We start from the raw sequence: 18234 nt of genomic DNA, 5'->3' as shown, positions 1-18234 counted from the left end.
AAGGACAATCTGACGCGCGAGAACATCATGGCGCAGGCGGCCAATTTGAAGAACGTGCCGCTGTCGCTGCTGATGCCCGGCATCACGCTCAACACCACGCCGCAGGATTTCCGCCCGATCAAGGACGGCTATATGCTGCAGTTCAACGGCAACGACTGGATCGTGGCAAGCGAGCTGCTGCGCGGCACCTAACGCGCGAAGCGACAAGTGGGGGCGAGGTGGCGCGCTCCGCGCACTCGGTGCAGTAGGGTGGGCAAAGGCGCACTTGCGCCGTGCCCACCACCTATCAATGCTTCGAGAGAAATGGTGGGCACGCTCCGCTTTGCCCACCCTACGAGACCGACGCAAGATCGGCGAACGGGAGGACCCCATGGATTTTCACCACTCCGAACGTTCGCTCGAGCTGCAGGAGCGCGTCCGCCGGTTCATGCGGACGCATGTCGAGCCGGTCGAGGAGCTCTATTACGAGCAGGTGAAGCCGGAAGCGACACGCTACCGGACGCCGCAGGTCCTTCAGGACCTGAAGCGGCTGGCGCGGGAGCAGGGGCTCTGGAACCTGTTCCTCTCTGGCGAGCACGGCCAAGACCCTAACAACACCGGCTTGACCAATCTCGAATATGCGCCGGTGAAAGAGATCATGGGCCGCATCCTTTGGGCGCCTGAGATCTTCAATTGCTCGGCGCCCGACGTCGGCAACATGGAGGTGCTGGCCAACTACGGTACGCCGGCACAGCAGGAGCGCTGGCTGAAGCCGCTCTTGGAGGGGCGCATCCGCTCCGGCTTCTCGATGACGGAGCCGCAGGTCGCCTCCAGCGATGCCACCAATATCCAGTGCGAGATCAGGCGCGACGGCGGCGACTACGTCATCAACGGCCGCAAATGGTTCACCTCGGGCGCGATGAACGAGGATTGCGAGATCCTGATCGTGATGGGCAAGACCGCGCCCGACGATCCCGATCGCCACCGCCAGCAATCCATGATCCTGGTGCCGAGAGCGACGCCCGGCGTGCGCATTGTGCGCGACATGCTGACCTACGGCTATGACGACGCGCCGGTCGGCCATCCCGAGATCGTCTACGAGAACGTTCGCGTGCCCGCGGAGAACATCCTGCTCGGCGAGGGCCGCGGCTTCGAGATCGCGCAAGGCAGGCTTGGCCCCGGCCGCATCCATCATTGCATGCGGCTGATCGGCTGCGCCCAGCGCGCGCTGGAGTTGATGTGCCGGCGTGCGGTCTCGCGCACGGCCTTCGGCAAGCCGCTCGCAGAGCAAGGCTCGGTGCGCGAGGACATCGCCAACTCCTTCTGCGAGATCGCGCAGGCGCGGCTCTTGACGCTGCAGGCCGCCGACAGGATGGACCGCGAGGGCAACAAGATCGCGCGCGACCTGATTGCGGCCGCCAAGATCGTGGTGCCCAGCATGGCCGCCCGCGTTATCGACCGCGCCATCCAGATCTACGGCGCTGCCGGCGTCTCGCAGGACACGTTCCTGGCGCGTGCTTACGTCTACGCCCGCTTCATCCGCATCGGCGACGGACCGGATCAGGTGCATCTGGCCGCGGTGGGGAAGGAGCTGATCAAGCGCGGCGGGGTAATGGCTTAGGGACGATCTTCCTTCTCTCCTTGTGGAAGAAGGTGCCTGCCTTCGCCGCAGCGTCGCTGCGATTATCGCGCTTTTGCGAAAAACAACGTTCCAAGAATGAAAACACGGTCAGACAGGCAAGCGCACCGATTGTCCTGACGGGTGGCGCCGTGAGACTCATGTCGTCGCGCTGTTTCACTGTCGCGCTCGTCGTCATGCTGTTGACGCAATGTCTGTCTTAGACGGCGACAAGTAAAACACGTGCTGGAACTGTCGGGGTTCCTACAAACGGTTCCGTAGCCAGGGGTTGGCTCGACCCGCAAAACGATTTGCGGCATCGGAACCGAACAATCGAAAATCACAGGAGATATAATGGTGTTCCGATCGAGCGCCGCAATTTGCGGTGCCGTGGTTGCGCTTGCCGTTTCCGTTTCTATTGCGCGATGTGAAGCTGGTGGGGTTCACTCAAGCGCTGCCGACAATGCCGCTTCCGGAGAAGCGATCGTTGGCGCGGCATCCATGTACAATCCGTTCAAGCCAGGCAGAGAGGAGGGCGGGCCGAAGACGGCTTCCGGCGAGCGCTATGACCCCTCGGTCTGGTCGGCTGCCATCAAGACGAGCTTGCGAAAGAAATTCGGTGGGGTCCGATTTGGCGTGAAGCCGAAATACGCCCTCGTCGAGGCCATCGGCAAGAAGGTCATCGTCAGGATAAACGACGTGGGACCGCTAAGGCCCGGCCGCATCATCGACTTCAATGAGCGGACGATGCGTCATTTCGATCCGAGCCTGGAGCGCGGGGTCATTCCTGATGTAAAAGTCCGGCCGCTTGCCGGCGGCGATTGGACACCCGGACCGGTTGGTTGAACCGTCGCACCAGCAGGTCGCGCAGCACGACCGAAGGTCCCGGCGTTATCGCCATGATGACATCATGGTTTGCTGCGCGCCTGCGGCAGCCATGTCTATGCGTGCAAACTGCTAAGCGGCCGTGATCTTCGAAGCCGGGCCTTCGGCTCCAGTGCCAAGCGAGTCCACACCTGTCGCCTCTATGCAGAGTTTGAGCGCTCCGCCCAGAGTTGCAGCAGCCAGATCCGCCTTGGCACCTTCCCGCAGGCTTTCCAGCGCCGCTGGGTCGATGTCCTTCATCCAGCAACCCAGAATGATTGTAGCCTTCGGCAATTTACGGCGAAGCCGTCGCACCGAGTAACGCATATGAGCAGGACTACTTGCGTCCATATAGACAAGACAGGCAATGGCGACCCCGGCGGTCTCCAGCCGGAAGATATTCGCCGTCGATAAGGCTCCCGCTGCTTCAACTCGTGCCGACAAGCCATGCTCATCCGTCAGTTGAGCCAGCATGATCGCAGCGGCTTCGTCGATCGGATTTCGTCCAGCCAGGCAGAGCACGGGATGATCGCCTTGCCATTCAGAAGGCAAGTCCTCCTTGCGCAGCACCCGCAGGCTCTCATAAGGCGCGTCCTCAGCCACGCCCTCTATGGCAGATGTAGCTTCGACATCTGTGGTCGGGTTGACCTTCGGCGACGGACGCTCATCCTGCTCCGAAATGTTATTGGCAAATTCCTGGACCGCATCCCTGATTTTGGTCAACCGGTCGGGAGCCAGAGCGCCGCGCTCGGCATCTGCTTGAGCCAGTTGCAGTCCTCGCAGGGCTACTTCGTCGTAATAGGAGCTAAGAGATCGCTCCTTCAAGAACTCCTCGGCTTTTGCCGAAGCTTCTGTCGGATCGCCGGCGAGCATCCGCTGATAGAATATCTCAGGCGGAGAGAGCGCTGGTCGGTCTCCAAACATGACGTCGAGGAACTCCAGGCGCTCGACATGGCGGCCCAGGACGACCAGACACACGGTGAGGGGTGTCGCCAGAACGAGGCCGATTGGACCCCAGAGCGCCGTCCAGAACGTCGCGGAAGCCACAACGGCCACCGGCGATAGTCCCGTGCTGTGTCCATAGACCATCGGCTCCAGCACATGGCCGACGATTGGTTCTACCACCACGAACAGCGCGATCGTCCAAAGCAGCATCGTCCAGGTTGGATCGACCGCAACCGCAAGAGCGAGAGGGAAGGCGGCGGCGATGACCGCCCCAATGTAGGGCACGAAGCGCAGCACTGCTGCCAGAATACCCCACAGGATCGCGCTTGGAACGCCGATCAGCCAGAGACCCATTCCGATGATGATGCCGAAGCTCCCGTTCAGCAGAAGCTGGATCAGGAAAAGCCGGCTGAGGCGGCTCGCCGCGTCATCAAGGGCAGCTGTGGTGCGCTGCAGGTCGTCCGAACCGGCCAGCCTGATCAGACGATTACGAAGATCCTCGCGCTGAAGCAAAATGAAGATCACGAATATGACGATGATCCCGGTCGTTGCGAGCGGATGAAGCAACGGTGAAATCAGCGTTTGCAAGCTCTCCAGCGCGCCGGGATCGGGCTGAAGCACTTCCACAGGAACGGGCTTCGGCGGGGCCGCTTTCGGAGCTGCTATGGTCCCCAACGAATTCGCGGCCTCCTTGGGCTTGTCGAGTTCTTTGCTGAGGTCCTTCAACATGCTGGAAGCCCGCTCGAGCGTGCCTCGACCGGCGGTCGTCTCACGGAAGGATTGGATCTTCTCGCTTATTGTGGACTGATATCGCGGCAAATCGCCGGCCAGCTGCGCGAGTTGGGTAGCGAGCAGACTGCCCATCGCAAATATGAACGCGAAGGCGATCACGACCACGCTCACCACAGCCAAACTGCGTGGAATGCGCAGACGCTGAACCAGTCGAACCAGGGGCGCCAGCACGAAGCTGAGCAAGACGGCCAGCGCTATCGGAATGATGATCTCGCGACCGTAATAGAGCACCATGACAATGATCGCGGCGAGAATAGCCATCGCCACGGCGCTCAATAGCGAAATCAGTTCTTCCGGTGTTCGTGCTTTGAATGGCTGCCTGATCACAGCTCCTCGCTAGGCCGGGAAAAGCGGCGAGTTTGTTGAGGGTCCGGTGAGTTCGGACGGCACATCTTTGGGAAGGTCGTCCAGTCCTGACATGACGCAAGCTGTCGAAGTCGGTGCATGAGCTTCAGGCCGGTTTGCGAGCCGGTCACAACTGACCAAGCCCGATCGGCTAGGGCTACGATCCCGACGGGTACGCATTGTTGCCATGAGCATCTGGAGCTAACGATGGTGCGCTAACGGCGGCATTGAATCGGGAGCGCCAAGCCACGTTGGGAATGAACATGTCACGCCGGGTTTAGTTCCGCGCGCTGCTCCAAGAGCGCGGTATGGCGCCCCGCTTCAGCTCGCGATAGCGTCTCGGCGTGTGATCTTTCCGGCCTGCTTCCCGCCGGAAAGCCTGAGCATTCGGGCCGCTTCCAAGGATCACTGCCTCCTGCATCGCTTCCGATAAAGCCAGATGGTGGCGATAGCAAAAGCCGCGGACTGCTCCGCGGCTTTGGTTCACAGGGAGGCGGCCTCAGCCAGCCTTCGGCTTCTCACGATCTGCCGGCGCAGCGCGAAAGCTCCAACATTGACATCATGCCCCTGTTTTGCCCGACGAGTCAAATATCATTTCGTAAAATACGAATAGACTTGGATTAGAGCCAAGCCGTTGATATCGCTAGCCCCGGCTACTGTGCACGGGGTTGTTTTCGCGCTTTTTGATGGAGCGACCCCACCGCCGTCTCCGCTGGCGATAGACGTGCTGCTACCCCGCCTTGGCGACCCGGCCGTCCGCTGCGCCTGAGCGCAGGTTCTGGAAGAACTTCTCCACCTCGCGCGACAGCGTCTCCGCCGTCTCGGTCACGCTGCTCGCAGCCGCCAGCACCGAGGAGGCCGCCGTATCCGTCTCGCCGATGGCATCGCGGAGCGAGCTGATGTTGGCGACGAGGGTCTCGTTGCCTTGGGCCGCCGATTGCGCGTTGGACGAGATCTCGCGCGTGGCGGCGTCCTGCTGGCCGATGGCGCCGGCGATCGCCGAGGTGACGTCGTTGATCTCGCGGACCGCGCCGCCGATCTCGCGGACGGCATCCACTGCGTTGCGGGTGGAGGACTGGATCATCGAGACGTTCTCGCTGATGTCGGCGGTCGCCTTTGCGGTCTGGCCCGCGAGTGCCTTCACTTCATGCGCGACGACGGCAAAGCCGCGGCCGGCATCGCCCGCGCGCGCGGCCTCGATGGTGGCATTGAGCGCGAGCAGATTGGTCTGCTCGGCGATCGCCTGGATCAGGCTGAGCACGCCGTCGATGCGTTGCGTGGCGGCTGCCAGGCTCTCGATCTCAGCGATCGATTTCTCGGTGCGCTGGCCGGTCTGCTCGACGGCGCTGGCGGATTGCCGCACCTGCCGGCCGATCTCCACCACCGACGCCGACAGCTCCTCGGCCGCGCCTGCCACCGCCGTGACATTGTGCGAGGCCTGCTCGGTTGCGTTCGCCGCCGTGCCGGCGCGGCTGCTCGCGTCCGCGGTGACGCGGGTGATGGTCTGCGCCGTCTCGCGCATGACGGAGGCGTTGTCGCTGAGGCCGCGCATGATCGCGCCGATCGCCTCGCGAAACGCGTCGACGGATTGCTCGATGTGGCGGGCGCGCTCCTCGCGCGCGGCGGAGTCCTGCGAGACCTGAGAGGCGAGATTGCGGTTACGCTCCATCGCGTCCTGGAAGATCTGGATCGCGCGTGCCAGTGCGCCGATCTCGTCGGCGCGGTCAGAGTGGGGCACCACGACGTTCTCCGCGCCGTCAGCGACCTGCTTGATGGTCGCGGTGATGGCGGAGAGGGGGCGTGCGATCGAGCGGGCGATGATGACGATGCCGATCACGACGAGGGCGAGCGCCACGCCGGCGAGGCAGGTCAGGACGAAGGACAGTGTGCGATTGGTCTCGGTCTCGTGCGCGATTTGCCTCGCGCGCTCGGCATAGACCTTGGACAGCGCCTCGAGATCCTTGTTCAGCGCCGAGCGCACGGCGCGGTTGGCCTCGTTGTCGCCCCATTCGCGGCCCGCGGCCGCATTGATCTCGACGCCGCGGCGCACCAGCTCCTTGCGAAACTCGACGAACTGCTCGATGCGCTTCTTGAAGGTGGCGAACTGCTCGGCATCGTCAGCCTTGACGATGGTCTCCCAGCGCTTCACGACGTCGAGGATCTGTGCGTTGAACTTGAGCAGGCCCTCGCCGTATTTCTTCACCACGGCCGGTTCAGTCGACATGTAGACGCCGCGCGATTCCATCACGACCGCATAGACCAGCGAGTTGACCCGCTCGACATTCAGCGCGGCGGCATTCGCGGTCTCGATCGCGGTGGTCAGCTCGGCACCGCGGCGGCTGTTGTAATCGGACAGCATCGCGATCGCGGCCGTGAGCAGCGCGAACAGTGCGAAGATCGCGTAGAGCTTGTTGGCAAGCGTGAAGCGGCCGGCAAGGCCGGCGGCATTCCCAGATTGATCGGTTGTCATGGTTTTCAGGGGCCCGAATGGCCGGGAGCGGCCGGAGAGCGCGGTCGTGCAAACTATTGCAAAACTATGCAGAATGAAGATGGACGCAGCGTTAACGCCGGGTTTGGCGCCCTTCGCCTTCGGTGGCAGGAAAGGTAGATATTTCAGCGTCTTGATCTGAAGCTATAGTCTTGGGATTGTTCAGGAGTCGGCCTTTGGCCGACGAACCCCGGAGAGACCCTTGGTCTACCGCCACACTATCGACGCCACGACCTACACGTTTCCGGATCTGCGCGACCTGCTCGCCAAGGCGACGCCGCCGCGCTCCGGCGACCGGCTGGCCGGGATCGCCGCCGCCAGTGCCGAACAGATGATCGCCGCGCGGATGGCGCTGGCCGACGTCCCGCTCGGGCAGTTTTTGCAGGAAGCCGTCATCCCCTATGAGACCGACGAGGTCACCCGCCTCGTCATCGACAGCCACGACGCCAAAGCCTTCGCGCCGGTGGCTTCGCTGACGGTCGGTGCCTTTCGCGACTGGCTGCTGTCGGATGCCGCGACGCCCGAAATCTTGCGCAAGCTGGCCGGCGGCATCACCCCGGAGATGGCCGCCGCGGTCTCGAAGCTGATGCGCAACCAGGATCTGATCCTGGCGGCGCGGAAATGCGAGGTCACCACCGCTTTCCGCAACACCATCGGCCTGAAGGGCCGGATGAGCACCCGGCTCCAGCCCAACCATCCCTTCGACGACGCCAGGGGCATCACCGCCTCCATCCTGGACGGCATCCTGCTCGGCGCCGGCGATGCCTGCATCGGCATCAACCCGGCGAGCGACGACCCGGCCGTGATCGGCCAATTGCTGCGGCTGCTCGACGAGGTCATCGCGCGGTTGAAGATCCCAACTCAGGCCTGCGTGCTGACCCATGTCACCACCACGCTGTCGCTGATCGGGCAGGGCGTGCCGGTCGACCTCGTGTTCCAGTCAGCCGCCGGCACTGAGGCTGCCAACCGCAGTTTTGGCATCGACCTCGCGCTTCTGAAGGAGGCGCAGGACGCTGGGTTGTCGCAGAAGCGCGGCACGGTCGGGCAGAACGTGATGTATTTCGAGACCGGGCAGGGCTCGGCGCTGTCGGCCAACGCCCATCACGGCGTCGACCAGCAGACCTGCGAGGCGCGCGCCTATGCGGTCGCCCGCGCCTTTGCGCCCCTCCTGGTCAACAGCGTGGTCGGCTTCATCGGCCCCGAATATCTGTACGATGGCAAGGAAATCATCCGGGCCGGGCTGGAGGATCACTTTTGCGGCAAGCTGCTCGGCCTGCCCCTCGGGATCGACATCTGCTACACCAACCACGCCGAGGCGGACCAGGACGACATGGACAATCTGCTGACGCTGCTCGCTGCCGCCGGCGTCACCTTCATCATGGGTGTCCCCGGCGCCGACGACGTCATGCTGAACTATCAGTCGACGTCTTTTCACGACGCGCTCTATGTCCGCGACGTCTTCGGATTGCGCCGCGCACCGGAATTCGACGACTGGCTGGTGCGGTCCGGCATTGCGGGCGCTGACCTCCGTCTTGCCGGCGATGCAGGCCTGCTGCCCGATTTTGCGTCACGGCTGATCGCGTGACGTGGCGGAGCACCCGGCGGCCCGAGGAAACCATTGATGCCTCCGGGAATTAAGCTCATGCCACAATATTGAGAAATTCCGGGGGCAGCATTACGCTATGTGGCTGTCTGGCAATTTCCGCAGCTAAGTCGAGCGTGGCGGGGGAGCTTTGATGCGAGCTGAAAGTAACGGGACGTCCCGGCGGATTCTCTGCGTGTTTCCGCGATACACATCGTCGTTCGGGACGTTCGAGCATTCCTACCCCCTGACCGATGGCGTCCGCGCCTTCATGCCGCCGCAGGGACTTTTGCTGCTCGCGGCCTATCTGCCCGAGGAGTGGCAGGTCAAATTCGTCGACGAGAACCTTCGCCGTACGACAAGGGAAGAGTTCGAATGGGCGGAGGCGGTCTTCGTCAGCGGCATGCACATCCAGCGCCAGCAGATGAACGATATCTGCCGCCGCGCCCACGAGTTCGATCTGCCGGTCGCGCTCGGCGGTCCGTCCGTCAGCGCCTGCCCGGATTACTATCCCTCCTTCGACTATCTCCATGTCGGTGAGCTCGGCGACGCCACCAATCAGCTGCTCGAGATCTTGTCGCGCGATATCTCGCGTCCGGAAGCGCAGGTGGTGCTGACCACCAAGGACCGCGTGCCGATGACGGAGTTTCCGATCCCGGCCTACGAGCTCGCCGACGTGAAGAAATACTTCCTCGGCAGCATCCAGTATTCCAGCGGCTGTCCGTATCAGTGCGAGTTCTGCGACATCCCCGGCCTCTACGGCCGCAATCCGCGCCTCAAATCGCCCGAGCAGATCATCGCCGAACTCGACCGCCTGCGCGAATGCGGCATGACGGACACGGTCTATTTCGTCGACGACAATTTCATCGGCAACCGCAAGGCGGCGCTGGACCTCCTGCCGCATCTGATCGAATGGCAGAAGAGGACCGGCTACATGGTGCGGCTCGCCTGCGAGGCGACGCTCAATATCGCGAAGCGGCCGGAAATTCTCGAGAAGATGCGCGAGGCCTATTTCGTCACCATCTTCTGCGGCATCGAGACACCCGACCCCGATGCGCTGAAGGCGATGCACAAGGACCACAACATGATGGTCCCGATCCTCGAGGGCGTGCAAACCATCAACTCCTACGGCATGGAGGTCGTGTCCGGCATCATCATGGGGCTCGATACCGACAAGCCCAACACTTCGGAGGCGCTGCTCGCCTTTGTCGAGGACTCCCGAATTCCGCTGCTCACGATCAACCTGCTTCAGGCGCTGCCGAAGACGCCGCTGTGGGACCGTCTGGAGCGCGAGGGACGCCTGGTCGAGGACGACGGCCGCGATTCCAACGTCAACTTCCTGTTGCCCTATGACGACGTCGTCGCGTCCTGGAAGCACGCCATGGCCGTCGCCTACGAGCCCGAGAAGGTCTACGCGCGCTTCCAGTATCAATGCGACCACGTTTACGTGCACCGCCTGAAGATGCCGACGCCAGACGAGATGAAGACCTGGCCCAACATCAGGCGCGGCCTCGTCATGCTGCGAAACATCTTCTGGAAGGTCGGCGTGCTCGGCGACTACAAGCGCGTGTTCTGGAAGTTCGCACTGGGCCGCATCAAGCGCGGCGATCTCGAAGGGCTGATCGGCTGCACCCTGATCGCGCACCATCTCATCACCTTTGCGCGGGCGGCCTCGACCGGCCAGCAGAACGCCTCGAACTATTCGATCCGGCTACGCGAGGCTTCCGTCCCCGCCGAATGATGCGACATGTCTGATCCGGCCATCCCGCGTCGTCCGACCCTCGATCTGCGGTCGCTCACGCCCGCGCGCGTCGCACTCGGGCGCAGCGGCGCGAGCCTGCCGACGCGGGCACTGCTCGACTTCACACTGGACCACGCCCGCGCCCGCGATGCCGTGCATGCCGTGTTCGATGCGCCGCGGCTGGTCGCGGATCTCCGCGCGCTTGGCCTCGTCGTCACCGAGGCGAACAGCCAGGCGGTCGATCGCAGGGACTATCTGCGGCGGCCCGATCTGGGCAGACGGCTCGATGCCGGATCAGTCGAGGCCCTGACGCGGAGCGCCTCGGAGCCGTGCCAACTCGCGGTCGTGATTGGCGATGGTCTGTCGGCGGCGGCGGTCCACGCCCATGCGGTCGCGCTGGTGATGCGCCTGCTGCCGTTGCTCGCAGCCGATGATGGTGTCGCGATCGGCCATGTCGTCGTCGCCTCAGGCGCGCGCGTCGCGCTCGGCGACGAGATCGGCGCCATTCTCGGCGCGCGCATGGTCGTGATGCTGATCGGCGAGCGGCCGGGCCTGTCGGCGCCCGACAGTCTCGGCGCCTATCTGACTTTCGCCCCGAAGCCTGATCGCACCGATGCCGACCGCAACTGCGTGTCGAACATCCACAAGGCCGGGTTGAGCTATGACGAGGCGGCCTTCAAGATCGCCTGGCTGGTCCGCGAGGGGCTCGCGCGGCAAGCGACCGGTGTGGCGCTGAAGGACGAGAGCGCGGACCGCACGCCGCGTCGAATTGGCACGGCTTTGCCCGAATGAAGGGCATTAAGGCAAAATCGCCACATCTTGATCGATTCGGCCACACTCCGCCTGCTTGCGAGAAGGGTGATTGACCTGCTAAACCCCTCGCGGCGATTTTCTGCGCATTTTCAAAGGGCAAGCCTCCCATTGGTATGGCATTTTCAAGCCGTTCGCGGGGCGCGACAAGCTCACAGACCCGAGCCGATTTAGGAACTGGACAAGGCATGCTCGAAAAGCACAGCGAGAGTGAGGTTCATGTCGACAAGGTCGAGCAGGGACCTGCGTCCTCGATCGCCTTCGGGCTGGAGCGCATCGGGCTGTTCGCCGTCCGGGCGCCCATCGTCTCCTGCATCGTCCTGCTCGTCCTGATCGTCGGCGCCGTGTTCGGCATCCACCGGATCAAGATCGACGATTCACTGTCGCAGCTGTTCCGGTCCAACACGCCGGAATTCAAGCAGTACGAAGCGGTGACCAAGAAGTTCCCAGCCGAGGAATTCGACGTCCTCGTCGTAGTCGAGGGCAAGACCCTGCTGGCGCGGAACAACCTCGAGAAGCTGCGCGACTTCGTCACCGACATGCAACTGGTCGAGGGGACGCGCGGTCTGGTCTCGCTGTTCTCCGCGCGTCAGGCGCCGGCGCCGGGCAAGCTTCCCGCCGCGCTGTTCCCGCCCGAGCTGCCCGAGGGCGCGGCCTATGACAAGTTCATCGAGGGCGTCAAAGCCAACGAAATCATCCGCGGCAAGCTGTTGTCCGAGGACGGCACGCTGGCGCTGATCGTGCTGTCGCTCGATCCGGAGGTGGTCGCCTCCAATAAGCTGACCAAGACCGTCGCCGACATCCGCGCGCTGATGAAGGAAGACCTCGGCGACACCGGGCTCAACGTGCAGCTTTCCGGCGTGCCGGTGATGCAGCTCGAGATCCGCAACGCGGTCGAGCGCGACGGGCTCACCTACAACATCCTCGGCATTCTCGCCGGCTGTGTCATTGCCATCATCTTCTTCCGCAAGATCTCTTTCATGGTGGCGGCGGCGTTCCCGCCGATGATCGCGATCCTGCTGGCGCTCGGCGCGCTCGGCTGGGCCAATTTCAACCTCAACATGTTCCTCAACGTGATGACGCCGCTCATCATGGTCATCAGCTTCTCGGACTCGATGCAGCTCACCTTCGCCGCGCGCGACCGGCTGATCGCGGGCCAGGACAAGTTCACTGCATTCAAGAACGCGGTACTGGTGGTGGGACCGGCCTGCGTGCTGACGCACGGCACCGCCGGCATTTCCTTCATCGCGCTGCAGTTCTCCGACTCCGATCTGATTCGCAAGTTCGGCGAGGCGGGTCTCGCCGCCACCATCATCGCGCTGGTCGCGGTGTTGTCGCTGGTGCCGGTGTTCGGCGTGCTGTTGGTTCGCAACGAGAAGGTCTTTGCGACCAAGTTCCAGACCGCGGATGCCGGCGTGCAGGCGCTGCGTAATTTCTGCTACTGGATCGCCGTGCGCATGGTGGGCCGCCCCGGCCTGTTCAGCCTGATCGCCGTGGTGTTCGTGGCGGGCCTCGGCGTCATCTACGCCAATCTGGAGCCGCGCTACCGGCTCGCCGACCAGGTGCCGGACAAGCGCCAGGCCGTCGCCGCCAGCGACCGGCTCGACGCCAAGCTCACCGGTGCCAACCCGGTCAACGTTCTGATCCAGTTCCCCAAGGGCGAATCGCTCTATTCACCGGAGACGCTGCAGACCATCGCGGACGTGCACGCGACGGTGGAGAAGGCGGCCGGTGTCGGCAATGTCTGGTCGGTCGAGACCCTGCGCCGCTGGCTCGCGGACAAGGCCGGCAGCGCCGACGTCGCCACCCTGAAGGAATATGTCAGCGTCATTCCGGAGCATCTTGTGCGCCGGTTCATCGATGCCGAGCAGGACGCCGTCGTGGTCGCAGGTCGCGTCCCGGACAAGGATTCCAGCCAGCTCCTGCCGATCGTCGACAAGCTCGATTCCGAGCTCGACGCCGTCCGCAAGAAGCATCCCGGCTATGAAGTGGCGGTCACGGGTCTTGCCGCGATCGCTGCGCGCAACTCGGCCGGCATGATCGAGAAGCTCAACCGCGGGCTCACCGTCGAATTCGCGCTGGTCGCGATCTTCATCGGCCTGGCCTTCCGCTCCTGGGTGGTGATGTTCGCCTGCATCCTGCCGGGCATCTTCCCCGTCGTGATGTCAGGAACGGTGCTGTGGGCGATGGGCGAAGGACTGCAATTCGCCAGCGTCGTGGCTCTGACCGTTTCGTTTGGCCTGGGCTTGAGCGCCACCATCCATTTCCTCAACCGCCTCAGGCTCGAGAGCAAGCCGGGCGTCGGCTCGGCGCTCGCGGTGGAGCGCGCCACCGTGCTGGTCGGCCCGGCATTGATCCTGACCACGCTGGTGCTCGCCTGCGGTCTCGTCGTCACGGTGTTCTCCGACCTGCCGTCGCTACGGTTGTTCGGCTGGCTCAGCGCCTTCTCGATGGTGATGGCGCTGGTCGCCGACCTCTTCATCCTGCGGCCGACGGCGATGTGGTTGATCAATCTGCACGCCAAGCTTCAGGGCACCGACAAGCCGGCGATCTGAGCGGCTTCATTCATGAGACATGAAATCGGCCCGGTCCGGGCGACTGCGCTGCGTCTCCGAAAAACAACAAAGCCCCGGTTCGCGAGAACCGGGGCTTGCTGCTTTCGAAGCGGAAAGAGCTGTCAGCCCTTCGTCATCGTGATGTTGACGCCGCGAATCTCGCCCTTGGATGAGATCTGCACCGTTTGCTTGGTGCCATTGGTGCGCAGCGACAGATTGGCGGCAAAGCCGTTGGCCTCGACGAACACCTCGATCTGGCCGCCACCGGCGGTGCCCTGGAGATTGCCGAAGATGTTGCGGTTGGTCTCGCTCCAATTGCCGGAGATCCGCTCGCCCTGGCTGGTCACGTCGCTGGTGAGGTCGAACTTGTAGCTGTCGGACGCGCAGTGCAGCGCCTGCTTGAGGCTGAGACCGGTGCCGGCAACCTTGTAGTCGGCCTTGCAGCGGATGCGCTCGGTGGAGCCGTCGGACAGCGACACCGTACCCGTGCCGGTCCACGCGCCCTCGAAACCTGCAAACGGTCCGGACGACTGAGCCTGACTTGTCGAAACCGAGAAGAGCAGCACAGCGCCGATGCCGGCCGCCTTGATTGCCAGTTCAGATCGCCCAAAGAATTTCATCTTCAAAATATCCCGTTTTGGAACGACGTCCGCTTATCACTAAGAACGTCTCGCCACATCGAAGGTTTAGTGTTCCGAGCCTGTGTCAGGTTCAATGGCCGGCCGCCCACATGTCGGCATCGCGAAGCGCACTTGCCATGGTTGGCGTCCGGATTCTCTGCGTTTCGGCATGTTTCTGGCGGCCAAGGCGGGATGGAGAGATGCAGCTCTGCAACAGGTGCGCAGCAAAACGCAACGCACCTGGATTATGACGTAGTATCAGTCTCTTACATTTGCCAGAGAAGGCGCAGGGAAGACCTGATTTGGTGGACGTGGCGCCAATTTGGCCGCATTTGCCAGTGCTTGTGCCTTCTCCGAGGCCGCTACTCCTGCGGCGACTTGCCATCAGAGCAATCCGTTCCGGTCGTCGCCCAGTGCTGCCCGGGATTGGTGCGATTCTGCCGTCAGAATGAAGGAATACAATGCGTAAGCTTCTCGTCGCTCTCACCTTGCTGTCGGCCTCCCTTTCGACCGCAGCGTTCGCCCAGCAAGGGCGCGGCACCGACGCCGAGCAGAAGGCCTGCTCGCGCGATGTGCAGAAGCTCTGCCGTCCGGTCATCGACCAGGGCGATTTCACCATCCTGGCATGCCTCAAGGAGAACCGGGCCAAGATCTCGCAGGCCTGCGACCAGGTCCTGAAGAACCACAACCAGTAAGCTCGGCCACTGGCCCACAAAAAGGCGGCCCTGGGGCCGCCTTTTCGGACCTGATCCGCAAAGGGCAGCCATCGAGAGACAGGATTGGTTTTGCGGCCGTATTCCCCTATATGGGGGCCGCGGCGGCATCGCCGGCACGGGCCAGCGCGAGCGAAAAAGCCCTTCCTGTCCAAACGATTGTAGACCAGCCCTCGATGACCTCTGCGAGTGAATTGCGATCCGGCAAGGGTGAGCGCGACGAGAATTTTCCCGTCGCGTCCTGGATCATTCATCCGCGTCATCGCGCGCTGATCCTGGCGTATTACAATTTCGTCCGCACCGCCGACGACATCGCCGACCACGCCACGCTGCCGCCGGACGAGAAGCTCGCTTATCTCGACCTGCTCGAGGCGGAATTGCTCGGCACGGGCGATACCCAGGCCGAGGCCGTCAGCTTGCGGCACGCACTGGCCGAACGTGGCATGGCGCCGCGCCACGCGCTCGACGTGCTCATCGCGTTCCGTATGGACGTGACCAAGTTGCGCTACGAGACTTGGGACGAGGTCATCCATTATTGCCGCTACTCGGCGATGCCGGTCGGCCGCTTCATGCTCGACGTCCATGGTGAGAGCACCTCGACCTGGGCCGCGTCGGATGCACTCTGCGCAGCGCTGCAGATCAACAACCACCTTCAGGATTGCGGCAAGGACTTCCGCGAGCTCAACCGCGTCTATCTGCCGCGCGATGCGCTGGCCGCGAGTGGCGCCTCGGTCGAGCAGCTCGGATTGGCGCAGTCGCCGCCGGCGATGCTGGCCTGCCTTCAGGCTCTCGCCGTGCGCAACGAAGCGCTGCTCGACGAGGGCAGGTCGCTAGCTGCGGAAATCCGGGATTTCCGCCTCGGCGTCGAGGTCTCGGTGATCCAGGCCTATGCCGACCGCATCGTGCGCCTGTTGAAGGTGCGCGATCCCTTGCGCGAGCGCGTGCACCTGAACAAGCTCGAGCTCCTCACCTTCAGCCTCGCCGGCATGATCGGCGAAGTCGGCCGCCGCGCGGTCGGGCGCAAGGCCATTTCCAGACCGGGGACTGCACATGACGCTTGAGGCGACCTCGCCCAGCGCCAATTATGGCTCGACCGCATCCGGCAGTTCGTTCTATGCCGCGATGCGCATCCTGCCGCACGACCAGCGCGAAGCGATGTTCCAGATCTACAGCTTCTGCCGCCAGGTCGACGACATCGCCGATTCCGATGGGCCGCGCGACGAGCGGCTCGCCGCGCTTCAAGCGTGGCGCAATGACATCGATGCGCTCTACCAGGGCAATCCGCCGCGGCGGCTGAAGGACTACGTCGCCTCGGTGAAGACCTTCGGCCTCAAGCGCGAGGATTTCCTCGCGATCGTCGACGGGATGGAGATGGACGTGCCGCAGGACATCCGCGCGCCCGACATGGCGACGCTGGATCTCTATTGTGATCGCGTCGCGAGCGCCGTGGGGCGGCTGTCGGTACGGGTCTTCGGCCTGCCGGAAGAAGACGGCATCGAGCTCGCGCATCATCTCGGCCGCGCGCTCCAGCTCACCAACATCCTGCGCGACATCGACGAGGACGCGGGCCTCGGCCGGCTCTATCTGCCGCGCGAAGCGCTGCTGCATGCCGGCATCACCTCCAACGATCCGGATCGCGTGATCGTCGAGCGCGCGCTGCCGAAGGTCTGCCTGCCGCTGGCGCAGCGCGCAAAGGTGTATTTCGAGAAGTCGGACGAGATCATGAACCGCAACCGCCGCCGCGCGGTGCGCGCGCCGCGGATGATGTCGAAATACTATCATGCCATTCTGGATCTCCTGATCGCGCGCGGGTTCAACGCGCCGCGCGAGCCGGTGCGTGTGTCGAAGGTCACACGCATCGCCATCCTGCTCCGTTACGCTCTCATCTGATGCAAAAAACAGCTCACATCATCGGTGCTGGAATCTCCGGCCTTTCCGCCGCCGTGCGGCTTGCCAATGCCGGCTTCAAGGTCGCCGTGCACGAGGCGACGCAGCAGGCTGGCGGCCGCTGCCGCTCCTATTTCGACGGGGCCACCAATCTCACGATCGACAACGGCAACCATTTGCTGCTGTCCGGCAACAGTCATGCGCGCGCCTATGCGCGCTCGATCGGCACCGAGGCGGGCCTCGTCGGTCCGGAGCGCGCGCAGTTTCCCTTCGTCGATCTCAAGACCGGGCAGCGCTGGCAGATCGATCTCGGCGATGGCCGGCTGCCGACGTGGGTGCTCGACGAGAGCCGCCGTGTCCCCGACACCGGGTTGATCGATTATCTAAAGCTGGCGCCGCTGATCTGGGCCTCGGAAGAGACGCTGGTCGGCAAGTCGATTCCCTGCGAGGGCGTTCTCTATCAGCGCCTGGTGCAGCCTCTGCTGCTCGCGGCGCTCAACGTCGATCCTCCCGAAGGCTCGGCAGGGCTTGCCGGCGCGATCGTGCGCGAGACGCTGCTCGCTGGCGGCCAGGCCTGCCGTCCCCTGATCGCACGCGACGGGCTTAGCGCGGTGCTGATCGAGCCTGCCGTGACGTTCCTGCAGGAGCGCGGGCACCCCGTTCAGCTCGGCCATGAGCTGCGCTCGTTTGCGACCCATGACGGCAAGGTCGGCGCGCTGAATTTCGGCGGCGAGGATGTGATCCAGATCGGCGCGGGCGACGTCGTCGTGATGGCGGTGCCGCCGCGCGCTGCCTCCAATCTGCTGCCGGGCTTGAAGACCCCGACCGAATTCCGCGCCATCGTGAATGCGCATTTCCGCGTCGAGCCGCCGGCGGGATCGGCTCCGATCCTCGGTGTGATCGGCGGCGTCGTGGAATGGCTGTTTGCGTTCCCCAACCGGCTGTCCGTCACCATCAGTAACGGCGACCGTCTGGTCGACATGCCGCGCGAGGAACTCGCGCAGGCGATCTGGAACGACGTCTGCAAAGCGGGCGGTGTTTCCGGCGAGCTGCCCCCCTGGCAGATCGTGCGCGAGCGCCGTGCCACATTTGCGGCGACGCCGGCGCAGAATGCCCTGCGTCCGGGGCCGGTCACTGCGCTGAAAAACCTGTTTCTTGCAGGCGATTGGACTGCTACGGGATTGCCTGCAACCATCGAGGGATCGGTCCGATCCGGTGATCGCGCCGCCGATCTGGTTCTGGCCGCCAAGGGATAGTGACAGGCGGCCCTGACGGGCATTTGTCCCGGTCAATTT

13 protein-coding genes and 1 pseudogene are annotated in these 18234 nt (G+C 63.7%); 11 read left to right on the top strand and 3 right to left on the bottom strand.

Going from position 1 to position 18234, the window contains the following annotated elements; genetic code table 11:
- The 3 genes and pseudogenes from AC0L20_RS25575 to AC0L20_RS25565 all read left to right on the top strand — a co-directional run.
- Nucleotides 1-192: pseudogene (locus AC0L20_RS25575) on the top strand (ABC transporter substrate-binding protein); the annotation flags it as partial.
- A 178-nt stretch (nucleotides 193-370) separates the two neighbouring features.
- Nucleotides 371-1600 carry an acyl-CoA dehydrogenase family protein gene (locus AC0L20_RS25570; protein ID WP_473293530.1) on the top strand — a complete coding sequence of 410 codons (1230 nt, stop codon included), beginning with the start codon at nucleotides 371-373 and terminating at the stop codon, nucleotides 1598-1600.
- Nucleotides 1601-1951: 351 nt separating this feature from the next.
- Nucleotides 1952-2443, top strand: a complete 492-nt coding sequence (locus AC0L20_RS25565; protein WP_473293529.1) for a septal ring lytic transglycosylase RlpA family protein — start codon at nucleotides 1952-1954, stop codon at nucleotides 2441-2443.
- A 111-nt stretch (nucleotides 2444-2554) separates the two neighbouring features.
- Here AC0L20_RS25565 and AC0L20_RS25560 read toward each other — a convergent pair whose 3' ends face one another.
- Both AC0L20_RS25560 and AC0L20_RS25555 read right to left on the bottom strand, forming a co-directional pair.
- A complete protein-coding gene (locus AC0L20_RS25560) occupies nucleotides 2555-4525 on the bottom strand; it encodes an AI-2E family transporter (protein WP_473293527.1) in 1971 nt (656 codons plus the stop codon).
- 748 nt (nucleotides 4526-5273) lie between these two features.
- A complete protein-coding gene (locus tag AC0L20_RS25555; protein WP_473293525.1) occupies nucleotides 5274-7013 on the bottom strand; it encodes a methyl-accepting chemotaxis protein in 1740 nt (579 codons plus the stop codon).
- Between the two features lie 220 nt (nucleotides 7014-7233).
- Between AC0L20_RS25555 and AC0L20_RS25550 the strand changes: the two genes are divergently transcribed.
- From AC0L20_RS25550 to AC0L20_RS25535, 4 genes are all read left to right on the top strand, one after another.
- Complete coding sequence (locus AC0L20_RS25550) at nucleotides 7234-8616, top strand: ethanolamine ammonia-lyase subunit EutB (RefSeq protein WP_473293523.1); 1383 nt, start codon at nucleotides 7234-7236, stop codon at nucleotides 8614-8616.
- A gap of 151 nt (nucleotides 8617-8767) precedes the next feature.
- Nucleotides 8768-10354 carry a B12-binding domain-containing radical SAM protein gene (locus AC0L20_RS25545; RefSeq protein WP_473293521.1) on the top strand — a complete coding sequence of 529 codons (1587 nt, stop codon included), beginning with the start codon at nucleotides 8768-8770 and terminating at the stop codon, nucleotides 10352-10354.
- A gap of 6 nt (nucleotides 10355-10360) precedes the next feature.
- The gene (eutC, locus tag AC0L20_RS25540) at nucleotides 10361-11146 is read left to right on the top strand and encodes an ethanolamine ammonia-lyase subunit EutC (protein ID WP_473293519.1); all 786 of its coding nucleotides are present in this window, start codon (nucleotides 10361-10363) and stop codon (nucleotides 11144-11146) included.
- 206 nt (nucleotides 11147-11352) lie between these two features.
- Complete coding sequence (locus AC0L20_RS25535; protein ID WP_473293517.1) at nucleotides 11353-13719, top strand: efflux RND transporter permease subunit; 2367 nt, start codon at nucleotides 11353-11355, stop codon at nucleotides 13717-13719.
- Nucleotides 13720-13841: 122 nt separating this feature from the next.
- Here the strand turns inward: AC0L20_RS25535 and AC0L20_RS25530 are convergent, their stop codons facing one another.
- Complete coding sequence (locus tag AC0L20_RS25530; protein ID WP_027516853.1) at nucleotides 13842-14339, bottom strand: hypothetical protein; 498 nt, start codon at nucleotides 14337-14339, stop codon at nucleotides 13842-13844.
- 461 nt (nucleotides 14340-14800) lie between these two features.
- Here AC0L20_RS25530 and AC0L20_RS25525 point away from each other — a divergent pair, with 461 nt between their 5' ends.
- From AC0L20_RS25525 to hpnE, 4 genes are all read left to right on the top strand, one after another.
- Complete coding sequence (locus AC0L20_RS25525) at nucleotides 14801-15034, top strand: hypothetical protein (protein ID WP_007593627.1); 234 nt, start codon at nucleotides 14801-14803, stop codon at nucleotides 15032-15034.
- 194 nt (nucleotides 15035-15228) lie between these two features.
- On the top strand, nucleotides 15229-16113 hold the full coding sequence (gene hpnC / locus AC0L20_RS25520; RefSeq protein ID WP_473293515.1) for a squalene synthase HpnC: 885 nt from the start codon (nucleotides 15229-15231) through the stop codon (nucleotides 16111-16113).
- A complete protein-coding gene (hpnD, locus tag AC0L20_RS25515) occupies nucleotides 16103-16942 on the top strand; it encodes a presqualene diphosphate synthase HpnD (RefSeq protein ID WP_473293513.1) in 840 nt (279 codons plus the stop codon). The genes hpnC and hpnD overlap by 11 nt, the downstream gene beginning before the upstream one ends.
- Complete coding sequence (hpnE, locus tag AC0L20_RS25510; RefSeq protein WP_473293511.1) at nucleotides 16942-18195, top strand: hydroxysqualene dehydroxylase HpnE; 1254 nt, start codon at nucleotides 16942-16944, stop codon at nucleotides 18193-18195. Before hpnD ends, hpnE begins: the two co-directional genes overlap by 1 nt.
- Nucleotides 18196-18234: the final 39 nt, after the last annotated feature.

It is taken from the genome of Bradyrhizobium sp. Kon58 (genome assembly GCF_055807455.1).
The sequence above is the reverse complement of the archived record's forward strand: the minus strand, read 5'-3'. Positions and strand labels throughout refer to the sequence as shown.